This is a genomic window from Halalkalicoccus subterraneus, from assembly GCF_003697815.1.
GTDB lineage: Archaea > Halobacteriota > Halobacteria > Halobacteriales > Halalkalicoccaceae > Halalkalicoccus > Halalkalicoccus subterraneus.
In genome coordinates this window covers 1-20,300 of sequence record NZ_RDQG01000029.1, presented here as the reverse complement: position 1 = coordinate 20,300, position 20,300 = coordinate 1, and the positions used below count along the sequence as shown (strand labels likewise).

Annotated in this window: 22 protein-coding genes, 1 tRNA gene and 1 CRISPR repeat array; of the genes, 11 read left to right on the top strand and 12 right to left on the bottom strand. The window is 55.5% G+C overall.

Translation table 11 applies throughout. The features are described from left to right. Positions 1 to 125: 125 nt before the first annotated feature. The 4 genes from tuf to EAO80_RS08305 all read left to right on the top strand — a co-directional run bounded on the left by tuf (position 126) and on the right by EAO80_RS08305 (position 2,501). Complete coding sequence (gene tuf / locus EAO80_RS08320) at positions 126 to 1,391, top strand: translation elongation factor EF-1 subunit alpha (protein WP_122089458.1); 1,266 nt, start codon at positions 126 to 128, stop codon at positions 1,389 to 1,391. A 3-nt stretch (positions 1,392 to 1,394) separates the two neighbouring features. Then, a complete protein-coding gene (rpsJ, locus tag EAO80_RS08315) occupies positions 1,395 to 1,703 on the top strand; it encodes a 30S ribosomal protein S10 (RefSeq protein ID WP_122089457.1) in 309 nt (102 codons plus the stop codon). A 90-nt stretch (positions 1,704 to 1,793) separates the two neighbouring features. Then, positions 1,794 to 2,372 carry a rhomboid family intramembrane serine protease gene (locus EAO80_RS08310; RefSeq protein WP_122089456.1) on the top strand — a complete coding sequence of 193 codons (579 nt, stop codon included), beginning with the start codon at positions 1,794 to 1,796 and terminating at the stop codon, positions 2,370 to 2,372. Positions 2,373 to 2,429: 57 nt separating this feature from the next. Beyond that, positions 2,430 to 2,501 (top strand) — tRNA-Ala (locus EAO80_RS08305). Positions 2,502 to 3,028: 527 nt separating this feature from the next. Here EAO80_RS08305 and EAO80_RS19625 read toward each other — a convergent pair. Both EAO80_RS19625 and EAO80_RS08300 read right to left on the bottom strand, forming a co-directional pair. Further along, positions 3,029 to 3,193: a hypothetical protein gene (locus EAO80_RS19625; RefSeq protein ID WP_162993928.1), complete on the bottom strand. Its 165-nt coding sequence runs from the start codon at positions 3,191 to 3,193 to the stop codon at positions 3,029 to 3,031. Between the two features lie 52 nt (positions 3,194 to 3,245). Then, positions 3,246 to 4,421 carry an RNA-guided endonuclease InsQ/TnpB family protein gene (locus tag EAO80_RS08300; protein ID WP_122089455.1) on the bottom strand — a complete coding sequence of 392 codons (1,176 nt, stop codon included), beginning with the start codon at positions 4,419 to 4,421 and terminating at the stop codon, positions 3,246 to 3,248. A 562-nt stretch (positions 4,422 to 4,983) separates the two neighbouring features. Beyond that, a CRISPR array of direct repeats spans positions 4,984 to 5,280; the repeat unit is 32 nt; unit sequence CGGTTCCAGACGAACCCTTGTGGGGTTGAAGC. 400 nt (positions 5,281 to 5,680) lie between these two features. Here EAO80_RS08300 and EAO80_RS08295 point away from each other — a divergent pair. Together EAO80_RS08295 and EAO80_RS08290 are read left to right on the top strand one after the other, a co-directional pair. Next, the gene (locus EAO80_RS08295; RefSeq protein WP_211330667.1) at positions 5,681 to 5,917 is read left to right on the top strand and encodes a type I restriction-modification system subunit M N-terminal domain-containing protein; all 237 of its coding nucleotides are present in this window, start codon (positions 5,681 to 5,683) and stop codon (positions 5,915 to 5,917) included. Between the two features lie 515 nt (positions 5,918 to 6,432). Continuing rightward, entirely contained in the window at positions 6,433 to 7,614 is a 1,182-nt protein-coding gene (locus EAO80_RS08290; RefSeq protein WP_122089454.1) for a type I restriction enzyme HsdR N-terminal domain-containing protein, read from the top strand. 210 nt (positions 7,615 to 7,824) lie between these two features. Here EAO80_RS08290 and EAO80_RS08285 read toward each other — a convergent pair whose 3' ends face one another. The 3 genes from EAO80_RS08285 to EAO80_RS08275 all read right to left on the bottom strand — a co-directional run bounded on the left by EAO80_RS08285 (position 7,825) and on the right by EAO80_RS08275 (position 10,588). Then, entirely contained in the window at positions 7,825 to 9,645 is a 1,821-nt protein-coding gene (locus EAO80_RS08285) for a DNA primase family protein (RefSeq protein WP_211330666.1), read from the bottom strand. Positions 9,646 to 9,906: 261 nt separating this feature from the next. Further along, a complete protein-coding gene (locus EAO80_RS08280; protein ID WP_122089452.1) occupies positions 9,907 to 10,329 on the bottom strand; it encodes a hypothetical protein in 423 nt (140 codons plus the stop codon). Next, positions 10,319 to 10,588 (bottom strand): hypothetical protein, encoded by a 270-nt coding sequence (locus EAO80_RS08275; protein WP_162993926.1) that lies wholly within the window; start codon positions 10,586 to 10,588, stop codon positions 10,319 to 10,321. The genes EAO80_RS08280 and EAO80_RS08275 overlap by 11 nt, the downstream gene beginning before the upstream one ends. A gap of 1,115 nt (positions 10,589 to 11,703) precedes the next feature. Between EAO80_RS08275 and EAO80_RS08270 the strand changes: the two genes are divergently transcribed. Continuing rightward, positions 11,704 to 12,786 (top strand): polysaccharide deacetylase family protein, encoded by a 1,083-nt coding sequence (locus tag EAO80_RS08270; RefSeq protein ID WP_122089470.1) that lies wholly within the window; start codon positions 11,704 to 11,706, stop codon positions 12,784 to 12,786. A gap of 69 nt (positions 12,787 to 12,855) precedes the next feature. Here EAO80_RS08270 and EAO80_RS08265 read toward each other — a convergent pair whose 3' ends face one another. Further along, the gene (locus EAO80_RS08265; protein WP_245998531.1) at positions 12,856 to 13,257 is read right to left on the bottom strand and encodes an SWIM zinc finger family protein; all 402 of its coding nucleotides are present in this window, start codon (positions 13,255 to 13,257) and stop codon (positions 12,856 to 12,858) included. Between the two features lie 171 nt (positions 13,258 to 13,428). Between EAO80_RS08265 and EAO80_RS08260 the strand changes: the two genes are divergently transcribed. Continuing rightward, positions 13,429 to 13,626: a hypothetical protein gene (locus tag EAO80_RS08260; RefSeq protein ID WP_122089450.1), complete on the top strand. Its 198-nt coding sequence runs from the start codon at positions 13,429 to 13,431 to the stop codon at positions 13,624 to 13,626. Positions 13,627 to 13,930: 304 nt separating this feature from the next. Here the strand turns inward: EAO80_RS08260 and EAO80_RS08255 are convergent, their stop codons facing one another. The 4 genes from EAO80_RS08255 to EAO80_RS08240 all read right to left on the bottom strand — a co-directional run bounded on the left by EAO80_RS08255 (position 13,931) and on the right by EAO80_RS08240 (position 17,756). Continuing rightward, positions 13,931 to 14,911, bottom strand: a complete 981-nt coding sequence (locus tag EAO80_RS08255) for a tyrosine-type recombinase/integrase (RefSeq protein WP_122089449.1) — start codon at positions 14,909 to 14,911, stop codon at positions 13,931 to 13,933. 355 nt (positions 14,912 to 15,266) lie between these two features. After that, positions 15,267 to 15,659, bottom strand: a complete 393-nt coding sequence (locus EAO80_RS08250; RefSeq protein ID WP_122089448.1) for a DUF7522 family protein — start codon at positions 15,657 to 15,659, stop codon at positions 15,267 to 15,269. Between the two features lie 452 nt (positions 15,660 to 16,111). Continuing rightward, positions 16,112 to 17,389, bottom strand: coding sequence for an RNB domain-containing ribonuclease (locus EAO80_RS08245; RefSeq protein WP_122089447.1), 1,278 nt, complete (start codon positions 17,387 to 17,389; stop codon positions 16,112 to 16,114). Positions 17,390 to 17,450: 61 nt separating this feature from the next. Next, entirely contained in the window at positions 17,451 to 17,756 is a 306-nt protein-coding gene (locus tag EAO80_RS08240) for a DUF7562 family protein (protein WP_122089446.1), read from the bottom strand. A gap of 94 nt (positions 17,757 to 17,850) precedes the next feature. Between EAO80_RS08240 and EAO80_RS08235 the strand changes: the two genes are divergently transcribed. The 3 genes from EAO80_RS08235 (at position 17,851) to EAO80_RS08225 (ending at position 19,198) form a co-directional block, all read left to right on the top strand. Further along, the gene (locus EAO80_RS08235; protein WP_122089445.1) at positions 17,851 to 18,126 is read left to right on the top strand and encodes a hypothetical protein; all 276 of its coding nucleotides are present in this window, start codon (positions 17,851 to 17,853) and stop codon (positions 18,124 to 18,126) included. A 43-nt stretch (positions 18,127 to 18,169) separates the two neighbouring features. Beyond that, positions 18,170 to 18,649, top strand: a complete 480-nt coding sequence (locus EAO80_RS08230) for an RNA-binding protein (protein WP_122089444.1) — start codon at positions 18,170 to 18,172, stop codon at positions 18,647 to 18,649. 174 nt (positions 18,650 to 18,823) lie between these two features. Then, positions 18,824 to 19,198, top strand: coding sequence for a cell division protein SepF (locus EAO80_RS08225; RefSeq protein ID WP_122089468.1), 375 nt, complete (start codon positions 18,824 to 18,826; stop codon positions 19,196 to 19,198). On the opposite strand, the gene EAO80_RS08220 is transcribed toward EAO80_RS08225, so the two are convergent. After that, positions 19,199 to 19,546: a NifU family protein gene (locus EAO80_RS08220; RefSeq protein WP_122089443.1), complete on the bottom strand. Its 348-nt coding sequence runs from the start codon at positions 19,544 to 19,546 to the stop codon at positions 19,199 to 19,201. Between the two features lie 103 nt (positions 19,547 to 19,649). Continuing rightward, the coding region (locus tag EAO80_RS08215; RefSeq protein WP_162993925.1) for an ROK family protein at positions 19,650 to 20,300 on the bottom strand (651 nt) is incomplete at its 5' end.

Below are 20,300 nucleotides of genomic sequence, written 5' to 3'. Positions count from 1 at the left end.
TTTCCGTGCGAATCGTTGGCAGGAATCGTCCGACGACGGGCGTTTCGGGCGGGTAGCGTATCGAAATCGTTTTATGAGCAACTGACGAAAACCCCTGTATAAGCGCCACTGCGCGTGAGACATCCATGAGCGACAAACCACACCAGAACCTGGCCATTATCGGCCACGTCGACCACGGGAAGAGCACGCTCGTCGGGCGACTGCTGTACGAGACCGGCAGCGTCCCGGAGCACGTCATCGAACAGCACCGCGAGGAGGCCGAGGAGAAGGGCAAGGGCGGCTTCGAGTTCGCCTACGTCATGGACAATCTCGCCGAGGAGCGAGAGCGCGGTGTAACCATCGACATCGCCCACCAGGAGTTCGACACCGACGAGTACTACTTCACCATCGTCGACTGTCCGGGTCACCGCGACTTCGTCAAGAACATGATCACTGGCGCGAGCCAGGCTGACAACGCCGTGCTCGTCGTCGCCGCGGACGACGGCGTCGCGCCCCAGACCCAGGAGCACGTCTTCCTGGCTCGAACGCTCGGTATCAACGAGCTGATCGTCGGCGTCAACAAGATGGATCTCGTCGACTACTCCGAGAACGACTACAAGGAGGTCGTCGAGGAGGTCAAGCAGCTCCTCAACCAGGTCCGCTTCGACACCGAAGACGCGGAGTTCATCCCGATCTCGGCGTTCGAGGGCGACAACGTCGCCGAGCGCTCCGGAAACATGGACTGGTACGACGGCAAGATCCTGCTCGAGGCACTCAACAACCTCGAGGCACCGCAGCCGCCGACGGACGCCCCGCTACGCCTGCCCATCCAGGACGTCTACACCATCTCGGGCATCGGGACGGTCCCGGTCGGCCGCGTCGAGACCGGCGTCCTCAACACGGGCGACAACGTCTCGTTCCAGCCCAGCGACGTCGGCGGCGAGGTCAAGACCGTCGAGATGCACCACGAGGAGGTCCCCAAGGCCGAACCCGGCGACAACGTCGGATTCAACGTCCGCGGCATCGGCAAGGACGACATCCGCCGCGGGGACGTCTGTGGCCCCGCCGACGACCCGCCGAGCGTCGCCACCACGTTCAAGGCCCAGATCGTCGTGATGCAGCACCCCTCGGTGATCACCGCGGGCTACACGCCGGTCTTCCACGCCCACACCGCACAGGTCGCCTGTACGATCGAGACGATCGACCAGAAGATCGATCCCGCAAGCGGCGAGGTCGAGGAGGAGAACCCCGACTTCATCCAGTCGGGCGACGCCGCGGTCGTCACCGTTCGACCGCAAAAGCCCCTCAGCCTCGAGCCATCCTCGGAGATCCCCGAGCTCGGGAGCTTCGCAGTGCGCGACATGGGACAGACCATCGCGGCCGGTCGAGTCCTCGAGGTCAACGAGAGCTAAACGATGCAACAGGCACGCGTCAGACTCGCCGGCACGAGTCCGAACGACCTCGACAGCATCTGCGACGACGTTCGCGAGATCGCCGACAAGACCGGCGTCTCGGTGTCGGGTCCGATCCCGCTCCCGACGAAAACGCTCGAAGTGCCCGCGCGAAAATCGCCTGATGGCGAAGGGACCGCGACGTGGGAGCACTGGGAGATGCGTGTCCACAAGCGTCTCATTGACCTCGACGCCGACGAGCGCGCGCTCAGACAGCTCATGCGCATTCAGGTTCCCAACGACGTCTCCATCGAGATCGTTCTCGAGGACTGACGGCGGGACACGACGTCCGTTTCCTTTCGGTTCGTCACCGATCGATCAGCGTACCGCGTGCGTTTTGCCCGCTCGCATCCATACTCCGCTATGAGCGGTCGCCGCGGCAGTCCGACGATCGAGACGCTGGTAGCCTTCGCCCTCGTTTTCGGTCTTCAGATGGCCGTCAGTTTCGTCGGGCTGATGGCGTTCTTCTTCGTGCTCGCGCCGCCCGTCGACGTTCGCCCGTGGACGCTGGTAACGAGCGTCTACGCTCACGGCGGGATGGGCCACCTGCTCTCGAACGCACTTGCCCTGCTGGTGTTCGGTCTGCTGGTCGAACGCCGGACTACCCGCGTTCGATTTCACGCGTTTTTCATCACTACCGGTGTGCTCGCGGGCATCGCCCAGATCACGCTGGGAAGTCTCGCGGGGCCACCGCAGGGTGTGCTCGGGGCAAGCGGCGCGATCTTCGCGCTGATGGGCTACGTGCTCGCTGGTAACGTGGTTTCGACCACTCTGTTCGACCGGGTTCGGCTGAGCGGGCGGCTACAGTTCCTGTTGTTCGTCCTCTTTGCCGCGCTCGTGACGGTCGCCACCGGCGCACCGGGCGTCGCGCTGATCGCGCACTTCACCGGCCTCGTCCTCGGCCTCGTTGCCGGACGGGCGGGGTTGCTCGACGTGCACTGATCGAACGCGGGGACGAAGCAGAAGGCACAAATAACTCCGGGGGGTACGGACTGGTGCGGGCTCGTAGATCAGTGGTAGATCGCTTCCTTCGCAAGGAAGAGGCCCTGGGTTCAAATCCCAGCGAGTCCATCGGAGTTTTCCGCGGTTCCCATTCGCCCGATAGCGCCGGGTTTTACCCTCTTACTCTTATAACCCGCAATGGGATATAATGCGATTTGAAAGGGGTTCCCAGCAGGACATTCCATCGTGATTTGAATGGAATGGACCTCGCGCGTCGTCCCCGTGTGTCGGTTTCCAGTATTCGATGGCATTTCCAGCAAGTTATAGATTCGGTCAACTACTCACCCAGTATCTCACCTCTTCGTGCGATACGACCTTCCTTCTATACAGGTGCTATCATTGAACCGCTATCCCGTCTATCGTGAACATCTCTGTAAACATCAAGTACAAGCTGTTCAATGGACTCTACTGATATCTCATCAATTGCCATAGACAGTTCATGGGGCGCGTTTCGAGCACTCGGCTTTTTCGGTCGCACGGACGGACTACCCACTCGCAGTCCGTACACGAAAAATACATCCAGCGTTTTCCGACCGAAATCCATGAAAATCTCAATCTCCAGCGTTTTGCCGGATGATGGTTTGAGCACGGGTATACTAACTCCGAGCGATTGATTCGGCTTGGTCTCGCGTCAATCCCATCATCTCGAAGGCGTCATCGAACTTGCCCGCTTGCATTTTGTCGTACACGGCCTGTGGGTCATCAACGTCTTTGAGGAACTGATGGATGTCTTCGGCGAGGTCTCGCGCCGTGTCGGTCATATATAGCAGTACAACTGCCTCCTACGAATGTATTTGCCTCCCGAGATGGCTTTCAGTCGTCTTTGGGCGGACAATGAGCAATATTGATGGCCGCATTCACGTCAGCATGGACTTCATAGTCACAGCGTCGGCACTCAAACGATGGCCCCTCCCGGAGGCCCCTCTGGTCACATCGATTACACTCTTTACTGGTATACGGCGACTCAACGAACTCGACCGGAATACCGGCAGCAGTCGCCTTGTAACAGATTTGCTCGGCAAGCATCCCACGCGGCCAGTCATGTATCGGGTCATCAACAGTCTCTCGATAGTTACCCATCTCCTCCAACCGGATTTTGCATGGTGCATGGGCCTGAGCAAGCTCTACAATCGTTTTCGTCGCCGTATGCGTCACATGCTCGGTATACCGCTCGCGCTCGCCTCTACATTGTCTGACGCCCTGCAAATCGCCTTTCTGAGACAAACGCTTTCGCCTGCGGTCTAACTCATCTCGATAATGACGAAACTCCCGGCCAGATTCCATCTCGACTTCTTGTATCCCGTCCGGTCCTGTCACGGCTGCGGCATACAGGGCGTTCTCCCCAAGGTCAACGCCAATGCGTGTCGAAACGTCATCTGGTTTGTAGACCTCGACTTCGGTGACGACAACCAGGTGAAGATATGCCTGCTCACTGTCAAGGCGAACTTCGGATGAGCCGACTCGCGTTGAGTCGTCTTCGTCAACGACTCGTTCTAACCAGTCGGCCTGATACTCGCCACCACCGATATGGAACCACTCGGCGTCTCTCGGAACAAGGTTGAGCTTGACGCCATATCCACGGTCGTTCTCGGCAATCGTGAGTTGCTGGTTCGACAGTCTGAGGTAATTTCCGTCCCCGAACTGTCCCATGGGTGGTCGGCCCTGTTGACCGAGTTCATACCACGACTCATAGGCTTCGACTGCTTTGTACGTCGCATCACGCGCGATGGCGGCGCTGATACCGAGGTCATCCCACTCTTTGACGATTGAGTACACCTGCGGGTTGTTCCGAGAAATATCATACCGTTGGAATGATTTGAGTCGTTCGGCAGTGAATCGGGCGATATCCTGCCATTCCTCAATCACGCTGCGGAGGTACTCCCGCTTACGGTCGCTCGTTTCGAGCGGGCATTTAATCGTCCGAGTGACTGTCTCGGTCGTTGTTCCGGCGGTGTATTCACCTGAACACGATTGTTGCCCTTTACTCATTCATATCCGATTGTCTATCGGAATAATTAACTATGTGTCGGTCTATCTACCGTCCAACGCCGGGACGGGCTATATGTCCGTCTCCGGTATGGCGCACTTCACGCCATTCGCTCGTTGACTTTACGAGCGTTAGCCCACCCGCCGTTAAGCGTCGCATGGACGCCCCTATGCTTGGATGCATGGACGAGGAACAATTGTCCACGGGGCTCCGCTACGATAGGCGAGAAGAGGCGCATAGACAGCGCCCGGCTCAAGATAGTAGCATACTTACAATGGTTGCGACACTGGCGACCGTCATATCGCCTACGAGGTCGCGGAAATTATAGTCCATGAGCCTGCCGCCAGCGTTTGGCTTAAACACGCAGGAGGAGCGAACCCGTCACGCCAAGAGTGGGTATCCCACTGCATTACAGGGCTGTACTCCAACGGCCCGAAAAGCAGAAAAAGAAATCCATTCATACTCTATTCCATCGACCCCCGGGGGTTGAGCGGTTATTGAAGGTTGACGGAAACACTACGTTCAATCCATCCGTTTCAAGGGCTGTATGCCTGATTTCGGGCATGGTTCCAGACGAACCCTTGTGGGGTTGAAGCATCGTCTTCTACGCCCTGCCTGCGATTTATGGCATCGGTTCCAGACGAACCCTTGTGGGGTTGAAGCCACCAGGCTTTGAGTTTCCCGGCTTTCTGTCGACGCCGGTTCCAGACGAACCCTTGTGGGGTTGAAGCTGGCGTCCAGCGAGTCCGCATGGAGGTGAGCCTCGGTTCCAGACGAACCCTTGTGGGGTTGAAGCATGATGGAACTCCGGGATCAATTCATCGAGGAGGTGTTCCAGACGAACCCTTGTGGGGTTGAAGTCGGTTGTCTTAGTCGTCGGTAATAATTACAGACGAACCCTTAGTTAGTTCATATCGATGCTGCGGAGACGTTCACGCCGATTCACGTATTGGACACCACGTTACTCTCTCATGGGTTGCTACGTCGCTCCGTGTCCGTTCTATGGCGTCTAACAGGCCTGTCAATGGATGGTTGTACAAGTAATGTCTCTCCCATCATGTGTGACTAACGGCGCTCTGCGACCAACGGTCGGTTCATGAGGCGTACGTTTCGAGTACTCGACTTTTTCGTTCGCACGGGGGGACTACCCACTCTCGAGCCACACACAACATTTTCATCCAGCTTTTTGCTCGACTCCGTCGTTTGGAACGTCCTGGTGAATATCACAGAAGATAATATCCCCGTCTCGGATTACACCATCATGACCCTCTCTCTGGATGCTCTTGAATCGCATCTGTTCAAGTGCGCCGACATTATTAGAGACGCGGTTGACCCAACCGACTACAAGGACTACATTCTGCCTCTCGTCTACTACAAAACCATCTCCGATGAGTTCGAGCAACAGTACGAGCAGAATGTCGAGGACTATGGCGAGGAGCACGCCCAATGGCTCGAAGAGAATAGTGTCCGGTTGATTTTCTCGAATGAGGACCTGTGAACTCGATTCAGTCGTATAGAACCATTGAGAACACTACAAATGACCAATTTAGGGATATCGAGATAGCTAGTATTCATAGTGACTCATTCTCGGTTTCTCTTGAAAAATCATTCTTTTTGTATGCTCTATCTCACTATTTAATTCTAAAGACCGGTTTTCTCAGTAAGTCCGGGCTGTCCAGGGTCACTCCAACTCTTTCCTCTTCTATTTCACCCTCATTTGTTTGCTACAATCTGCATTTACTCTGGACACCCTGGACTCGTGAGGAATTAGTCACCCAGATAGGGATGTAACCAGCTATGAGTAGAGCCCCAGTGTCGTCCAGCGCATCGACATCTTTGGACCGGAGACATTGAAAAGAAAGTTCGAAGAGGGGATATGACGGTCCTCAGATGTAGAGGAGCAATACGTTATTGACCCATAGCGGCGGCATAAAGCTGTCACCTCGGAACCAAGCCTGCTTCTATGGGTTCTCCTCACTTTGATGGTCTACCACGAGAACTTATCGGATACCGATGGATGAAGATGCAATAAAAGAGTACGTTGAACGTTCCCTGGCTATTGTCGACTCTTCTCCCCAGATGAATGAGGAAAGTACAAGAGAGAAGCTTGTTCGGCCGCTCATTGAACTTCTGGACTGGGATTTTTATTTCGAAGTTGAACCAGAATACCCTGTTCAGATGGGGTCGACACGGAAGAAGGTCGATTACGCACTGATTTTAGAAGAGACGCCAGTAGTATTCATTGAGGTCAAAGGGAACGATACGACCGTTTCGGACTCAGACCAAGACCAGCTCCGGAGCTATATGCGACAAGTGGGCGTTGATTGGGGCCTTTTGACCAACGGCGATATATTTGTAATTCTCAAACGACAAACGGACCGTAGAAGACCCACTGAAACCACATTAGGGGAGTTTACCCTCGACAAGTTAGAAGGCCAGATTCATCTTCTTAAAACTCTTTCAAAGGAGTCCATTGAAAGCGGTGAGTCTGAATCGATTGCCCAGAATATTGAGGCCATTCAGCAAGCTGTGAATCGGTTACGCAACGGGAAAGATGATATTGCGGAGAAAGTGGGACAGGTCGTAATCAGTGAGATTGGAGACGTCGCATCACAGCAGATAGAAAAGGAAGCAAAGCAGTTTATCGATGGACTGATTGCTACTCTTGATGAGCAGAGCCAGGAGATTAACAAAGGTCGGTCTCGGACCGAGCAACGTATCAATCTCGATGATCCCGATGAGTCAGAATGGATACCAGAAGAAGGTGCAAATGCCATCGTAGGACGTATTTCCCGGCAGGAAATAGAGGGTGATAACAATGCGACAGTAGCCGTATTCCCCACAAAGAAATCGGGTATTCCATTTCTCAAGGAGAACAATGCCTGGGGGTTCGTTCGTGTTGGTCGTAATCCCGAGTTCGCTGCGATGTATGTCTCGGAAGGTGAAAGTGAAATTCGATACGTTGCAAGGATAAAGGACCTTGTTAAGGCGAATGAGGCATCTTTAGCGCGTCCATTGGAGTCATATGTTGACCAAGCCAAGTTTGACTCCGACAAGAAGGTCGTCGTTTTTGAGCCGGATTCTCTGCATGAACTTGAGGACCCTATTCCATACCAGAATCGCTGGCCTCAATCACGACAGTATACATCATTAGGTGAGTTCCGGGAGGCCGATACCACTGATGATATTCTATAGGGATGATATGTTGTATTGTTTTCTTGCCTTCTCAGGTATAATCCGCTACGGAGTTGAACCACGACTATACCAATTAAGGCTGTTGAAGTCTCCGTCCAAGGTGGCTAGGGTCTACCCGACTCTTTTTTCTACTACTCCTACTTCAAGTGATTGAGATAGTCTGCAATTACCCTGGACATGACTATAGGTGATGAAGAGGATGGTTGACAGTCAGAAGGATTCAGATTCAACATCGTCTAACCAGCTAGAACTCTCGTCATCGTCCTCTTCACTATTTGGTTCCAAGGAATCGCCGTTTGAGAGGGTGATACCGGAGTAACACCGAACCCGTTCCCCGTCGATATCCGGACGGGTTTGTTCGACATTCGTTTGTCGTTTGAGTTCTTTCGTCACTGTCTGCTTCGGACGTGCCGGAAGTCCCTGAGTATCACAGAACTCGCAGTAGGCATCATACACGTCCTCCTCCGGTGTTTCGGCCTCGAGAATAATGTCGACCTTCTCCTCAAGGAACTGCTCTATCGACGTCCCATACGAATGCCAGAACGACCGAGTTGATTCAATAGTCTGGTCTCCAGTGAATTGACCCTGCTTCATTAATCGGGCATACCCATCGAGTGTCCAGTTGAGGATTCCCGGTAATTCCTCCTGGAGTTCGTCTTCGAGATTCGGATTTCGGTCGGGCGACGGAATCGTCTCTGGGAACTCGACAATAAGCCATCGACGGTAGAATGCATCGTCATCATGGTCTACACTCGGGACTTGATTGGCCGCGAAGAGCAACTTCTGGGTTGGCTGAAATCGAAACGGGTCCTTGTTCTTTCGCTCAACCATGATGGAGTCCCCAGCAGTTAACGTCTTGAACACACCTGGATTCTGAACACTCGCTGCGTCCAAGTCGTTGTAGATGTTGGCGAACTTCTCATACAACTCTGCCTTCGCAAACCGTTGGTTCGCCAGCGCTTGCAAGGACTGATTGGCGACATTCTCGTGACCAAGAAGTTCGTTTACGACGTTCAGAAACGTGGATTTCCCGCTTCCAGTCGGGCCAACGAGGAGTAATGCCTTCTGGAAGGGTTGGTCCCAGTGATGGAGACAATAGCCGACGAATTCCTGGAGCTTCTGACGGTCATCCCCATCGGATACCCACTGGTCGAGACAGTCCTTCCAGGTCGGACAGTCCGCATCAGGGTCGAATCCAATGAGTAACCGAGACCGGAACTCGTCTTCGGGACTATGAGTACGCAGGGTCAGGTCCGATGGACTGGAGATGTTAATGACACCGTTCTCGACACAGACCAGACCACTCGGACCTCGAAACTCGTCAGCCGTTCTCGACTGTCCTGCTTTGAGCTTGTGTAGAATTTCGTTGACATCTCTTCGAGTTGCATGTTCCCGTAGTCGGTCTTCGAGCTGCTCTCGCACAACACGTTCACCATCAGAACGGTAGATGCCCGCTTCACGGTCGTAACAGTACAACTCCCCGGTCTCCGCCATAGTAATGACCTGGAACTCCCGTCGAAGTTGGTCAACAGCTTGTTGTCGAACGTCGCGCTTCATGACGTCCGTATCGTCATATGCTGTTTTGATATCGGTCCAAACTTCTGCCGGTGACCGACGAGCGATTCGGACCTCCCAATTGCCGTTGGTCTCTTCACTGAAGGCTTGAAATCCATCGACATACTCGTTGGATAGGAGTCCAGATAGCCAGTCGATGAAATCACTCCATTCCTTCCCCTCTACCGGATACTGTCGGTCTTCAAGTGCCTCCTTGATATCTTTGGCCTTCAAGTTCGCATTGGGGAGGTCGTAGACCCAGACAACGTTCTCATTTAGGTCTATCCACTCCTCGACGTTCGATTGTATTGATTGACCTAAGGTGTCCTCGTCCTGTGTAGCGATAGGACCAGGATAGTCGATATCTGATTCGTTTTGTCTATCTTCTTTTAAATGTGTTATATTCATGTTTCTTTTAAATTCTGTTCCGATGAGGGAGCTCAATACTGAGTCAAGGTATTGCGTTTCAGACCCCAACGGTCATTTCCACTAATCTCAGCGGATAGAACTCACTAATCTCATTATGTGTTCTTCTATCGTAGTAAGAAAATCGACTTTTGAGCTGCCTCGTATTCGGGTGCCCTTTCGGGCAATCCCCGCCGTGGAGTCGAACCACGGAACGCCACCGGGGAACTATTATTTCAATCCAGGGAGAGTATTATCTATAAGAAATCCGATTATTTCCTCTAGCTTGAGCTATTTTGCTACCAGCACCGACCAGATGAAGTAGTCAACATCTCACTCATCATCCGCTTTGTATTCCTCACTCACGTCGTGGTCCTCAACGTCCTCTGGATTTGATGTTCTGTCCCGATTCCTTCCCCAAGATATAATATCAGCATAGCCAGATGTCGAGCGACTCGACGCTCTCACCTTCAGACAACCAACTGGTATCCGGCCTTGAACACCCGTCACCGTCTCGTCATCGTACTCATCTAGCTTGAGTCGGTTTCCTTCAAGGTCTCGTACATCCTGAATGGTGAACTCGGGATGAACGAGTAGTCGTCGCATCATCCCAGCAATCTCAGCGTAGACCTGGACTTCACGATTGGACTTGACGCCTGTGAACGTGAACTCCTTCTCCTCCGGTATGAGGTTAGGGTCTTCTCGGACATTATCGACGAGTTTGTCAATGGTGACCGAATCAGCGTTACTCGTCATGGTCGAAGTCCTCAAATAGGACCTTCCCATCTTCAAGAAGGTGAAGTACCTCGCCGTTGTGCCGCTCAATAATACCATCATCAATAGCCGACTGAATGACCATGTCGGCGGTTTCGGGAGCAATGTATTCCCGGTTCATGACGGCCCGTCGGAGATCTTCTCGAGGCGCTATCTCTTCATCACGTGAAATCTGGATAAGGAGAGTCGGTAGCCGAACCACCTCCCAGTCATCATGTGACTCGATTTTGTCACTTCCCATGGCCATCCTTCTTCATTTGCCTAGGCCGCTTTGTCTCAATAACCTGTACAATAGTCTTATCGGCAAGTAGCTCTATCTTCATGTGCAGTATCTTGTTGTTATGGTTTGGCCCGTCTACAGCGGACCAAGCCAATTCGCGATAACCCACGCGAAGAGGGTATTCGATAATAATACCCCGCAATTACCCTAGTTGTGATGGTTTCCTGGCCACTAGAACCGGGGAGCTTACATCAATAGCGCCGGTGTTGCTTGCCCGAGTTGTTCCTTAACCATGCCGCCGAGGGAGGTCATGGCGCGGGGTCATGTTGGGACCTCTTCCGCGGGGCCTCCGCGGCGTCATGGCGGCCCAACACACTGGCCGGGTTCAACCGGTCGGGGTTGCTTCCGACTTGGGCTATCTCATCTGGTCGTTTATTCGAAATGGGGGGTAAAATATCCTTGGATACATTTGGTTTTAGAGTTGTCTAGTAGAATTCTTCGTTTTTATGCACTCTATACTGGAGATTAATGGAGAATCAGAAAAACCGTACTACTAATTTGCAAAACATTTATCCGTCGAATAACGGATTAGTAGTCAATTTTCTTTGACATTTCTGGGGTGGGAAGTGACTAATAGTATACACAAATAGGATGGGAGAATAATTAACGGCCTCAGCCTTAGCCGAAGCGCCTTCAAACGGCGACAAGCTGATTTCTGTGCTTTTTTAGCGTCTTTTACTCATATCCAGCTGTAGCTCTTCAGGCACGTATTCGTAGTTGTCCTCATTGACCAAATAGGGTTGACTACCGTCCGAGATGCTCATTCAGCCATGCCAAGACCTCTAACACCTCACCTATAATCCGGGTCAATAAATAGTAATTCGCTACGAGGAGTAGCAGCTATCGCTCTTGTTCTTTGAAGCAATCAAAACAGGGCAAGTCATCCCCAACTGGGCCACAACAGCCCGTCTGACCGTTTTGACAGGTTTTGATAGCCTGGTCACCGTCTACCATTGTAACCGACTGAGTAGCCTGCTTCCCCCATTGTGCAGCTTGGACTGTCTTTTTTGGTACTTCTTATCACTCCTATCGTCATTCCAAAAACATTATACAACAGTTGCAAAGTGGATAGTTGTATGAGGGGAAGGCAACCAACGCGCCGGGGGGTTCTGCAAAATGTCTTTGGGATAGGGCTGTTCTCATGGTTCATCTCCAAGATAAAGCAATTATTCGGGGTACAGAGCGACAGCGGGCGTAAGAGTCCGAAAGAGACGACGACTGAGAGCAAGCCACTACACGCCGACCAAGAGCAAGCTAAAGAACCGGAGGAGGAAGAGGAAGAAGAGGACCCACAGCCAACACTGCCGGAGAACGGAGCCATCGTTTTCGTCTATGACGATGGGCCAATGGAGGACTACACGCAGGCATTACCTGCTCACAAGGCGTTCGATGCACCCGCGACGACCGGGATTGTGAGTGAGTGGGTTGGGACATCGGGCTACATGGATACCGAGGAGTTAGACGAACTAGTCGAGGCAGGCTGGGAAATTGCCAGCCATACCAAGGAGCATCGTCCACTCGCGTCGTTTCCGCTCACAGAAGACACCAATCACAGTGATATCATAGTGTCGGCGGAGGGCTATCGACACGGCCATCATGAGGGTGAAACGGTCGAAATCACTAATGGTGAGACGAAGGTGCTTCGGGAGGTTGCAGGTCTTGCCGGTGAGCCTGGCGAGCGTCGGGTCAAACTTACCGAGCCGGTTGACGAACATTTCCATGCTGGCGAATCCGAGATTCATTATCCTGCTGATGTGATGCATGAGGCAGTGGACGACTCGAAGAAGGCGCTTGAAGAGATGGGATATGACGTTTCGACCATATTGGCTCCGTATGATGCGTATTCGGGCTACTCGAACCTTTTCGTAAAGGAACAGTACGACGGTGTAGCGAATGCCGAACATGGGTCACGCATCAACTATCCTGACGAGTACGACCCGTATGAGACCCAGCGAGACTACTTCATTGAGTTCACGGACAAGAAGTCGGTCAAACATGACCTGGATAAAATCGCTAACAACGCGCTCCTCGGTGTAGTTGGGGCACACTCATTCAAAGACGAGGTAAACGAGGAATCGATTGGGGAGATGCTCGAATGGGTTGAGGAGCGCGATATTGAGACAATGACGCTTCGGGAGGCAATCGAGACATACGATTGAGGGTGATTGAAATCCTGTAATCTGTTACTGACTATACAGTGTAGGAAATATGAACTCTAAGAAGCGGAGTTAGTGGCTATCTTGATAGCAATCGAAGCATGGGAGGTCATCCCCATCTGGGCCACAGCAGCCTGTCTGTCCGTTTTTGCATGTGTTGTCGGTCTGTCCACCGTCCGGGATGGGAACCACCTGAGCAGCCTTCAGAACAGGCTCACGGATAGCCACCGCGACCATGTGTTTGCAGGGGCCATTTCCGTACTCGAACGCCTTGCATTCACACGCTACCGGAACGTCGGTCTCGACGTTGACCAAGTAGGAGTGTCCGTCTTCGTCGTGACTGTCGTTCGTAACCAGGACTAATCCCGGCGCTTCCAGTTCGAAGCTGAAGGATTCCCACTGCGCGCGCTTGACTGTCTTTTCAGTTGCCGATGCTACCAAGTCGCTTTTAGCCGATGGGCTTGTAGTCTGCATTGGTCTGTGTTCCAGGCCATGGTTCGGATGCTCCAACATCCGGGCCGCTTTCTACGAGCGACCATCTGGCCTACATAGACACTATACTGCCAATCACATAAGTCTACTTCATAATATCAATGTTGTCTGTATAATAGAAACGTTTTTCATCTCACATTAGTTATATACTGTATGGCTCGCGCTTTGCTGACAGACCGAGAACGGGAAATCATCAGTGGGACTGCCGATGTAAAAGACGACTATCGCTATCAAACCATTAGCCGGATTCGGAACCGACTGGAACGGCTTGATGGGGATATCGAAGCCATGGAAGCCCATGGTGACCTTGCTGATGAACTCCGGAGTATCGTCTGTGGGGAAGAACAGTAGCCATAGAAGAGCCTACAAAATCCCCCTGTGTTCTTCATCATCCCCCTGAGACGGCTTGTATTGTATTTTGATAGTTGACTGGACTACTCACTGTAGCCTACCCTGAAAATATCCGGCCTTTCGAGTCGATGAGGTAGATATGCACACTGTTATTGATGTGGGTTGTGTAGGCCGTTACTCATGACTATGAACAATATAGAGACTCAGTATTGTTGGGGGTGTAGAGTGAAGGCAACTGGAGAGCGGAAGGGGGCGGGGAACAAATGGGTGTGTGGTATTTGTGGCAGGACAGAGACTACGTGAATTAGAGGTTATTCATGAACTCTTTTCTCCGTTCTCTCTTTTCTGACTGTGTTCCCTTGTCGTAGTGCTTATCCAGCACCTCTTGGCTCACATCAGCTCTGTCACTAACAGCTTTGGCAGGCCATCCGTTGTTCCGATGATGGGTGATGGCTCCCTTTCGTATCGCATGAGGGCTTACTGAGGACGGGCATTTAGATGCATACTGGTTACTGACCGCCTCGCATTCGTTTACATCCCTATCGTGGGGACAGCTATTCAGATAATGACAGGGACGGGTAACCCGGTATATCTGTGCCCTGATAGTCGTTGTATGTGCCCGGCCCTGTGATGTTGCAATCAGTGGTGTCCTCCCCTTGGTGTCCGTAACGCCGGAGTGAGTCATTCGAAGGTAGTCCTCAATGATTTCCACCGTTTCGTCGTTGAGATTGATTTCCCGTTCCCCTTGCTTTCGGTTCTTGAGAGGCGTTTCTGGCCTGTGTATGGCCCTGAGAAAGCCCTGTTGGGAATCGAAGTCCTCTACGTCGAATGCCCTGAGTGTGCTGATACGGATTCCTGTATGCCAGAGAACGACGAAGATAACATGCCGAACTGAACCGTATTCGTACTTCTTCAGGTAGGGAAGAATCCGCTTTGCTTCCTTGTGAGAAAGCATGGTGTCGTTCACCTCCTCATTGTATCCCAGTTGTGGGAGTTCGAGTTTTTCACTGAGTCCCCCAGCAACGGCGTCTATGCGCTCGCAAAAGGCTATGAACTGTCTTAGTGTCCCCAGATGGTTTTTCAGGGTAACGTTGTTGACCTCTTGGGACCGCCATATTTTGAACTGGTGTAGCTTCCGTCCGGTGAGTTCGTTTGTGTTAGTGATTCCTTCTTCTTCACACCACTCTTTGAACCGCTGTAATCGGTATCTGTGATTTGCCTTTGATGATTGGCAAAGATCTGTTCTCCCATCGAGATAGTCCTGTACGGCTTCAGTGGGATGCATTGGTTCCATGATTTGGTTGGAAACCAACAGGGAGCGAACGAAGCCAGGAAGAGGCCCTGGGTTCAAATCCCAGCGAGTCCATTTCCCTTCGTCTCGCTTCGCTCGACTCCGGTCAGTGGACTCGTTAAGCCCCCCTCGCTCGCGGGACTCCCAGCGAGTCCACACAACTCCCGACGTTATCGGTTCAGTCGAGCCACCTGATCTCGTCGCCGTCAGTCGTGGCCGTGGGCCTCGATCGCGTCCTCCCTCCTCGCGCGTCAGTCGTTCCACCGGTCGCTCGACGGAGTTCATCGCATCTCGACACTGATAGTCCCGATACGTATACGGTGAGATCGCTCCTCCCGGTGCCGGTTCGTCACTCCCCGATGTCGTACTCGGCCAGCACCTTCCTGAGTGCGGTCGAGAGCTCCTCGAATCGGTCGATATCCATCGAATCGGTCGTCACCCAGGTGCCGTGTCTCCCCTCGATGACTCGGGTCAGAAAGCCGTGTTCGAACATGCGGATCGTCGCCTCGTACTCGCCCAACTGGGTGTTCCGGTAGGCCGACTGGGAGCGAAAGCCCATGCGCTCGTGCTCGGCGAACCCGATCAGGTCGGCCGTCCGTTCGAGGTCCGAGCGGAGGTACACCTGCTCGACCCCGTCCTCGGTGAAGTAGGTGATGCTACGCAGCTCGTCGCCGACCGTCGTTCGACAGACGCTGAGTAGTTCGTCGGCCAGCTCCGAGTCGACCGTGGGGTCATCGTCCATGCATCCCGTACCGACCGCGATATGCAATAGTGTGACGGTGGCCGTCGCCCCTGCACCTCTGGTCTGCCCGTCTTCCACGATCGTTCAACAAATTCCATCGACATTCATATCAACATCAGTATGTATATGACAATCATTCAGTATATGTCAGCGATGCGTTAGACTTTTACCGGTTGACTGTATATTAACTCGTGTATGAGTAAAACAGAATCCTACAAACTGATCGCACGGGACGCCAAGAAGTGGGCCGCAAAGAAGGTCAACGGTAGCGAACGACACTACTGAACTCCCTGCCGTTTTCTTCTCCTCGTTTGCGATCGTTCGAGTCGGCCGTCCGTTCTACCCCTGTCATTCGTCCTCCACAGACCGGTAGCGACGGTACCCGCGGTCAGGGGCTGACTCGCGCTCGGGGCCAGTAGCGCGAAACTCCGCTTCGCTGGCCGTCGACTCGGTTACTCCTCGTCAACGACTTCGATCCCGCGGTTGTTCACCGCGCTGGGATCGAGGCCGACCTCCTCTAAGAACTTCTTGTACTCGCGCTCGCACTGTTCGGCGGCCTTCTGGCGCTCGGAGGCCCGATCACAGAGCGCGACGAGGTCCTCGGGGACGTCGTTCGTGTGGACGATCCAGTGGTTGATCAGGTCCGACAGGCGGCGAATGGGGCTGGTGAAATGGCCGTAGATCTCGAAGTTCAGCGCGTGGTGCCCGCCGAAGGGGTCGTTCATGTACTGGGCTCGTGGCATCACCTTCATCACCGCCCACTGGATCTTGCCCAGCTGGCGCCCGGGCGCTTCCTCCAGGGTGGCGTTGACCGCCTTCCGGGGGTCGTCCCAGGCCTCGCCGGGGATCGAGACGCCGTCGAGCTCCTGGATCTCTTGAAGTGCCTTGTCCCACTCGTCGGGGCTTGGCTGGGGGTGGACGCGGTACATCGCCTCGACGCCCCGGCCCCACATCAGTTCGTGGGTCACGGCCTTGTTCGCCTTCAGCATGCACTCCTCGATGATCGTGTGGGCGCGGTCACGCGACGGGTTCAGCACCAACGACCCGTCCTCCTTCCGTTGCTCGTGCATTCGGTCGGCCACCTCGTGGACCAGCACGCACTCCTCGTGAAGCGGCGCGTCGGGCTCCTCGAGGCGCTGTTCTGCCTGCGCGTAGGTCAGGCGCTCGTCCGACTCGATCACCGACTTGTAGATCTCGATCTCGTCGTAGCCCAGGGTCTCCTTGCCGAGATGCATCTCCACCGTATGGGCGAGCCGGTCCTCATTGGGAACCAGCGAGCAGACGGTCTCCGCGAGGGTGGGCGGCAGCATGTGGACGGTATAGGCGGGGAGGTAGACGGTGTTGGCGCGCTCGACGGCCGAGGACCACATCGAGGTCTCGGGATTCACATAATGAGTCACGTCCGCGATGTGGACCCAGAGGACGTACTCCTCTTCTCTCTCTTCGATGGAGATGGCGTCGTCGAAGTCCTGGGCGTCGATCGGATCGGTCGTCCACGTGGTGAGATCCCTGAGATCGCGGCGTTCGTCGACCTCCGCTTCGATCTCCGATTGGATGTCCTCCGTGCGGGTTTCGGCCTCCTCGATCACCTCGGGGGGGAACTCGTCGGGGATCTCGAACTTCTCGAAGAGCTCCTCGCGTTTGTTCTCGAGGTGGCGTGCGAGTTCCTCGTCGATCTCGACGGGACCCTGTCCTTCGACGGTGCCCGCCTCCGACTGGGCGTCGCTCATCGTGCGACCTCTTGAGTGGTCATGGTCGCGCCTACGAGCGAAAGAAAAGTATAGGTGTCGCCTACCGCTCGCGTTCGGTCTCCGAGAGCGATCCGTAGCGCTCGTCGACGAGCGCGCAGTACCACGAGAGGAACTCCGCTTGGGGGTAGGTCCCCGCGTTGATCTCGACGAGCAGCCCTTCGAGCTCCGCACGTGGCTGGTGACAGAGCCCGCGATAACAGTCCTTACAGAGGTGTTCGAACTCCTTCCCGTCGCGATCCCAGCGATCACCGAACTTGTCGTACTCGCGTGCGTCGGCTCTGTTGACGGCGTCTCCACAGGCGATACAGGTGACCGTCCGTTGGCCCTGTTTGTGGGGGCCCCACATATTCGGGTAGAGGACCGAGGCCCACTTAGCCCTTTTTGCGCCGTTCCGAGGGTTCGGACGCCGGGGTTTAGTACGCGAGGTGCCATTCGCCGGTATGAGTTCGACCGAGGAGTTCGAGGAACTGCGCGAGCGCGCGATCGAGGGACTGGCCGACGAGGACGTCGTTTCGCTGTACGTCGGGCTCGTCCACGAGGAGGGAAGAGACGCCTACTACTTCGCCAACGACGTCGACGAGGACGACCTCCAGGAGATGGCTGTCCGGCAGCTAGGCATGCTCACTCGCGTGCTCGCGACCCGATCCGATCTGAGCCCCGAGGAGGTGACCGACCTCGCGCTCGAGCGGGCCGAGGAGATGGGCCTCCAGCCGTAGGCGGAACGGATGGTTTATTGACGAGCCCGGAGACACCTCGGGTATGCAGGTCAGCTCCCGCCACCATCTGCGCAACGACGAGGTGCGCGCGCTCGAAACAGCGCTCCAGGAGGGCCTCGGCGTCTCGATCGACGGCGACGCGTACGAACTTGTCGAAATCGCCGACAGCCCCTTCGACCTCGTGCTCGTCGACGGCGACCCTCAGGCGTTCTACTACGAGGACGAACCGTTTCTCACCGTCCGGGGCGCGAACGACCACGCGCTCGAACGCGGGGTCGTCACCGTCGATACCGGCGCGATATCGTTCGTCTCGGACGGCGCGGACGTGATGCGTCCGGGGATCGTCGAGGCCGACGAGGGGATCGAAGCGGGCGATCTGGTCGCGATCGCCGAGGAGTCCCACGGCAAGGTGCTCGCGATCGGCCGGGCGAACACCGACGGCTCGGAGATGGTCGGCGATTCGGGGAAGGTCGTCGAGTCGATCCACCACGTCGGCGACGACCTCTACACCTTCTCGGTCTGATCGCTCCTCGCCCCGCTTGTCGCCTCGTTCCGTCGAGCGACGTCGCCGGTTCGTCACCGTCCTCGTTGGATCGCTTGGGTGGTGAATACCCGTCTCGGCTCGCGAGGCCGGGACCGGACCGCCGTCGAAACGTCGGGACGCAAGAACTATACGGGCACGGGCGGACCCTCGCCTATGGGGTTCATGGACAAGCTCCTCGGCGAACAGACCACTCAACGCCGAGGTCGGGGTCGGAGCGTCGAGGACTACATCGAGATCGATACCGGCGACATCGAGGCGACGCCCGAGGAAGCCGGCACCCAGGTACACATCGCGGAGATCGACGGCCAGCGCGACCTGATCGCGATCAAGGACGCCATCTACGACGGCGACGTCGTCGTCGCCGACATCGTCCGACTGCGCACGAGCGACAGCACGATCGAACACGTCATCGACGAGCTCCGACAGGTCGCCCAGGAGGTAAACGGCGACATCGTCCAGAAGGGCGACGATCAGATCATCGTCACCCCGACGAACGTCTCAATCAACCGGCGCAAGCTCGGCCGGTAATCAGAAACCCCGACCGCCCTCCGAGCGGTCGATTCCCATGATACTGTCGGGCTGATCGATCCCGAAGCTCTCGCCGGCGTCGGGCGCGCGGACGGTGAGTTCCTCGATCTCTGGCCACTGCAGCAGTTCGGCCTCGATGTTGCCCGTCGTGATTTCGCTGATCTCACAGCCCCGACAGCCGCCGCCGAGTTCGACGATCACTTCGCCGCCGGGGTCGGCCTTCCGCACCGCGCTGGTTCCCCCGTGCATCTGGATAATCGGCATCTGTTTCGCGAGCCAGGTCTCGACCTTCGAGCGGAGGGCCTCCTCGGTCTCCGCGACTGCCGATTCGCCGGTGTCGATACTCATTACCTCCCATAGACCGCGAGAACTCGAAAGGGTTTGGGTTGGTTTCCGGTCCCGTCGTCGCGCCCGGCCACCGGTGTCACCTATGGAACCACTGTGCAGGGCCTCAGCTTCGCATTCGTGCCCGATCGCCGGTTCCGGCGGTCATCGCGCTCGCGATCGCGCCGTGGAGCACGACGTCGTCGCCCAGCGTCGTCAGCTCGATCTGCGGGATGTTGACGAACACCATCTCCTCCAACTTCTCCCGGATGGGCTCTAAGGTGAGCTCCGGGTTGTTGATCGCGACGGCGCCGCCGACGTAGACGACCAGCGGCGCGTAGGCGTGGACGACGTTCGCGACGCCCATCGCGTTCCAGTGGGCGACCTGGTCGATCACGTACCGGGCGAACTCGTCGTCCTCGGCGTGCTCGAAGACGTCGACCGCCGAGAAGTCGGGGTCGGCGATCGGCATGGCGGTCTCCATGCCCTGTGCGTCCCGATAGAGCAGGCGGGCGTACTTCGGGATGTTGTTGCCCGAGCAGTAGGCCTCCCAGTGGCCGTCGTGACCGCAGCCACACGTCCGGAGCCCCTCGGGATCGACGGTCATGTGGCCGACCTCGCCGGCGTTGCCGTCCCACCCGGTGAGGACGTTGCCGTCGACGCAGACGCCCGCGCCGATCCCCGAGGAGATGGTGAGATAGACCATATCGTCGGGGTTGCGATCGGCGTGAAAGCGCTCGCCGATGACGCCCGCGATGGTGTCGTTGTGGAGGTACAC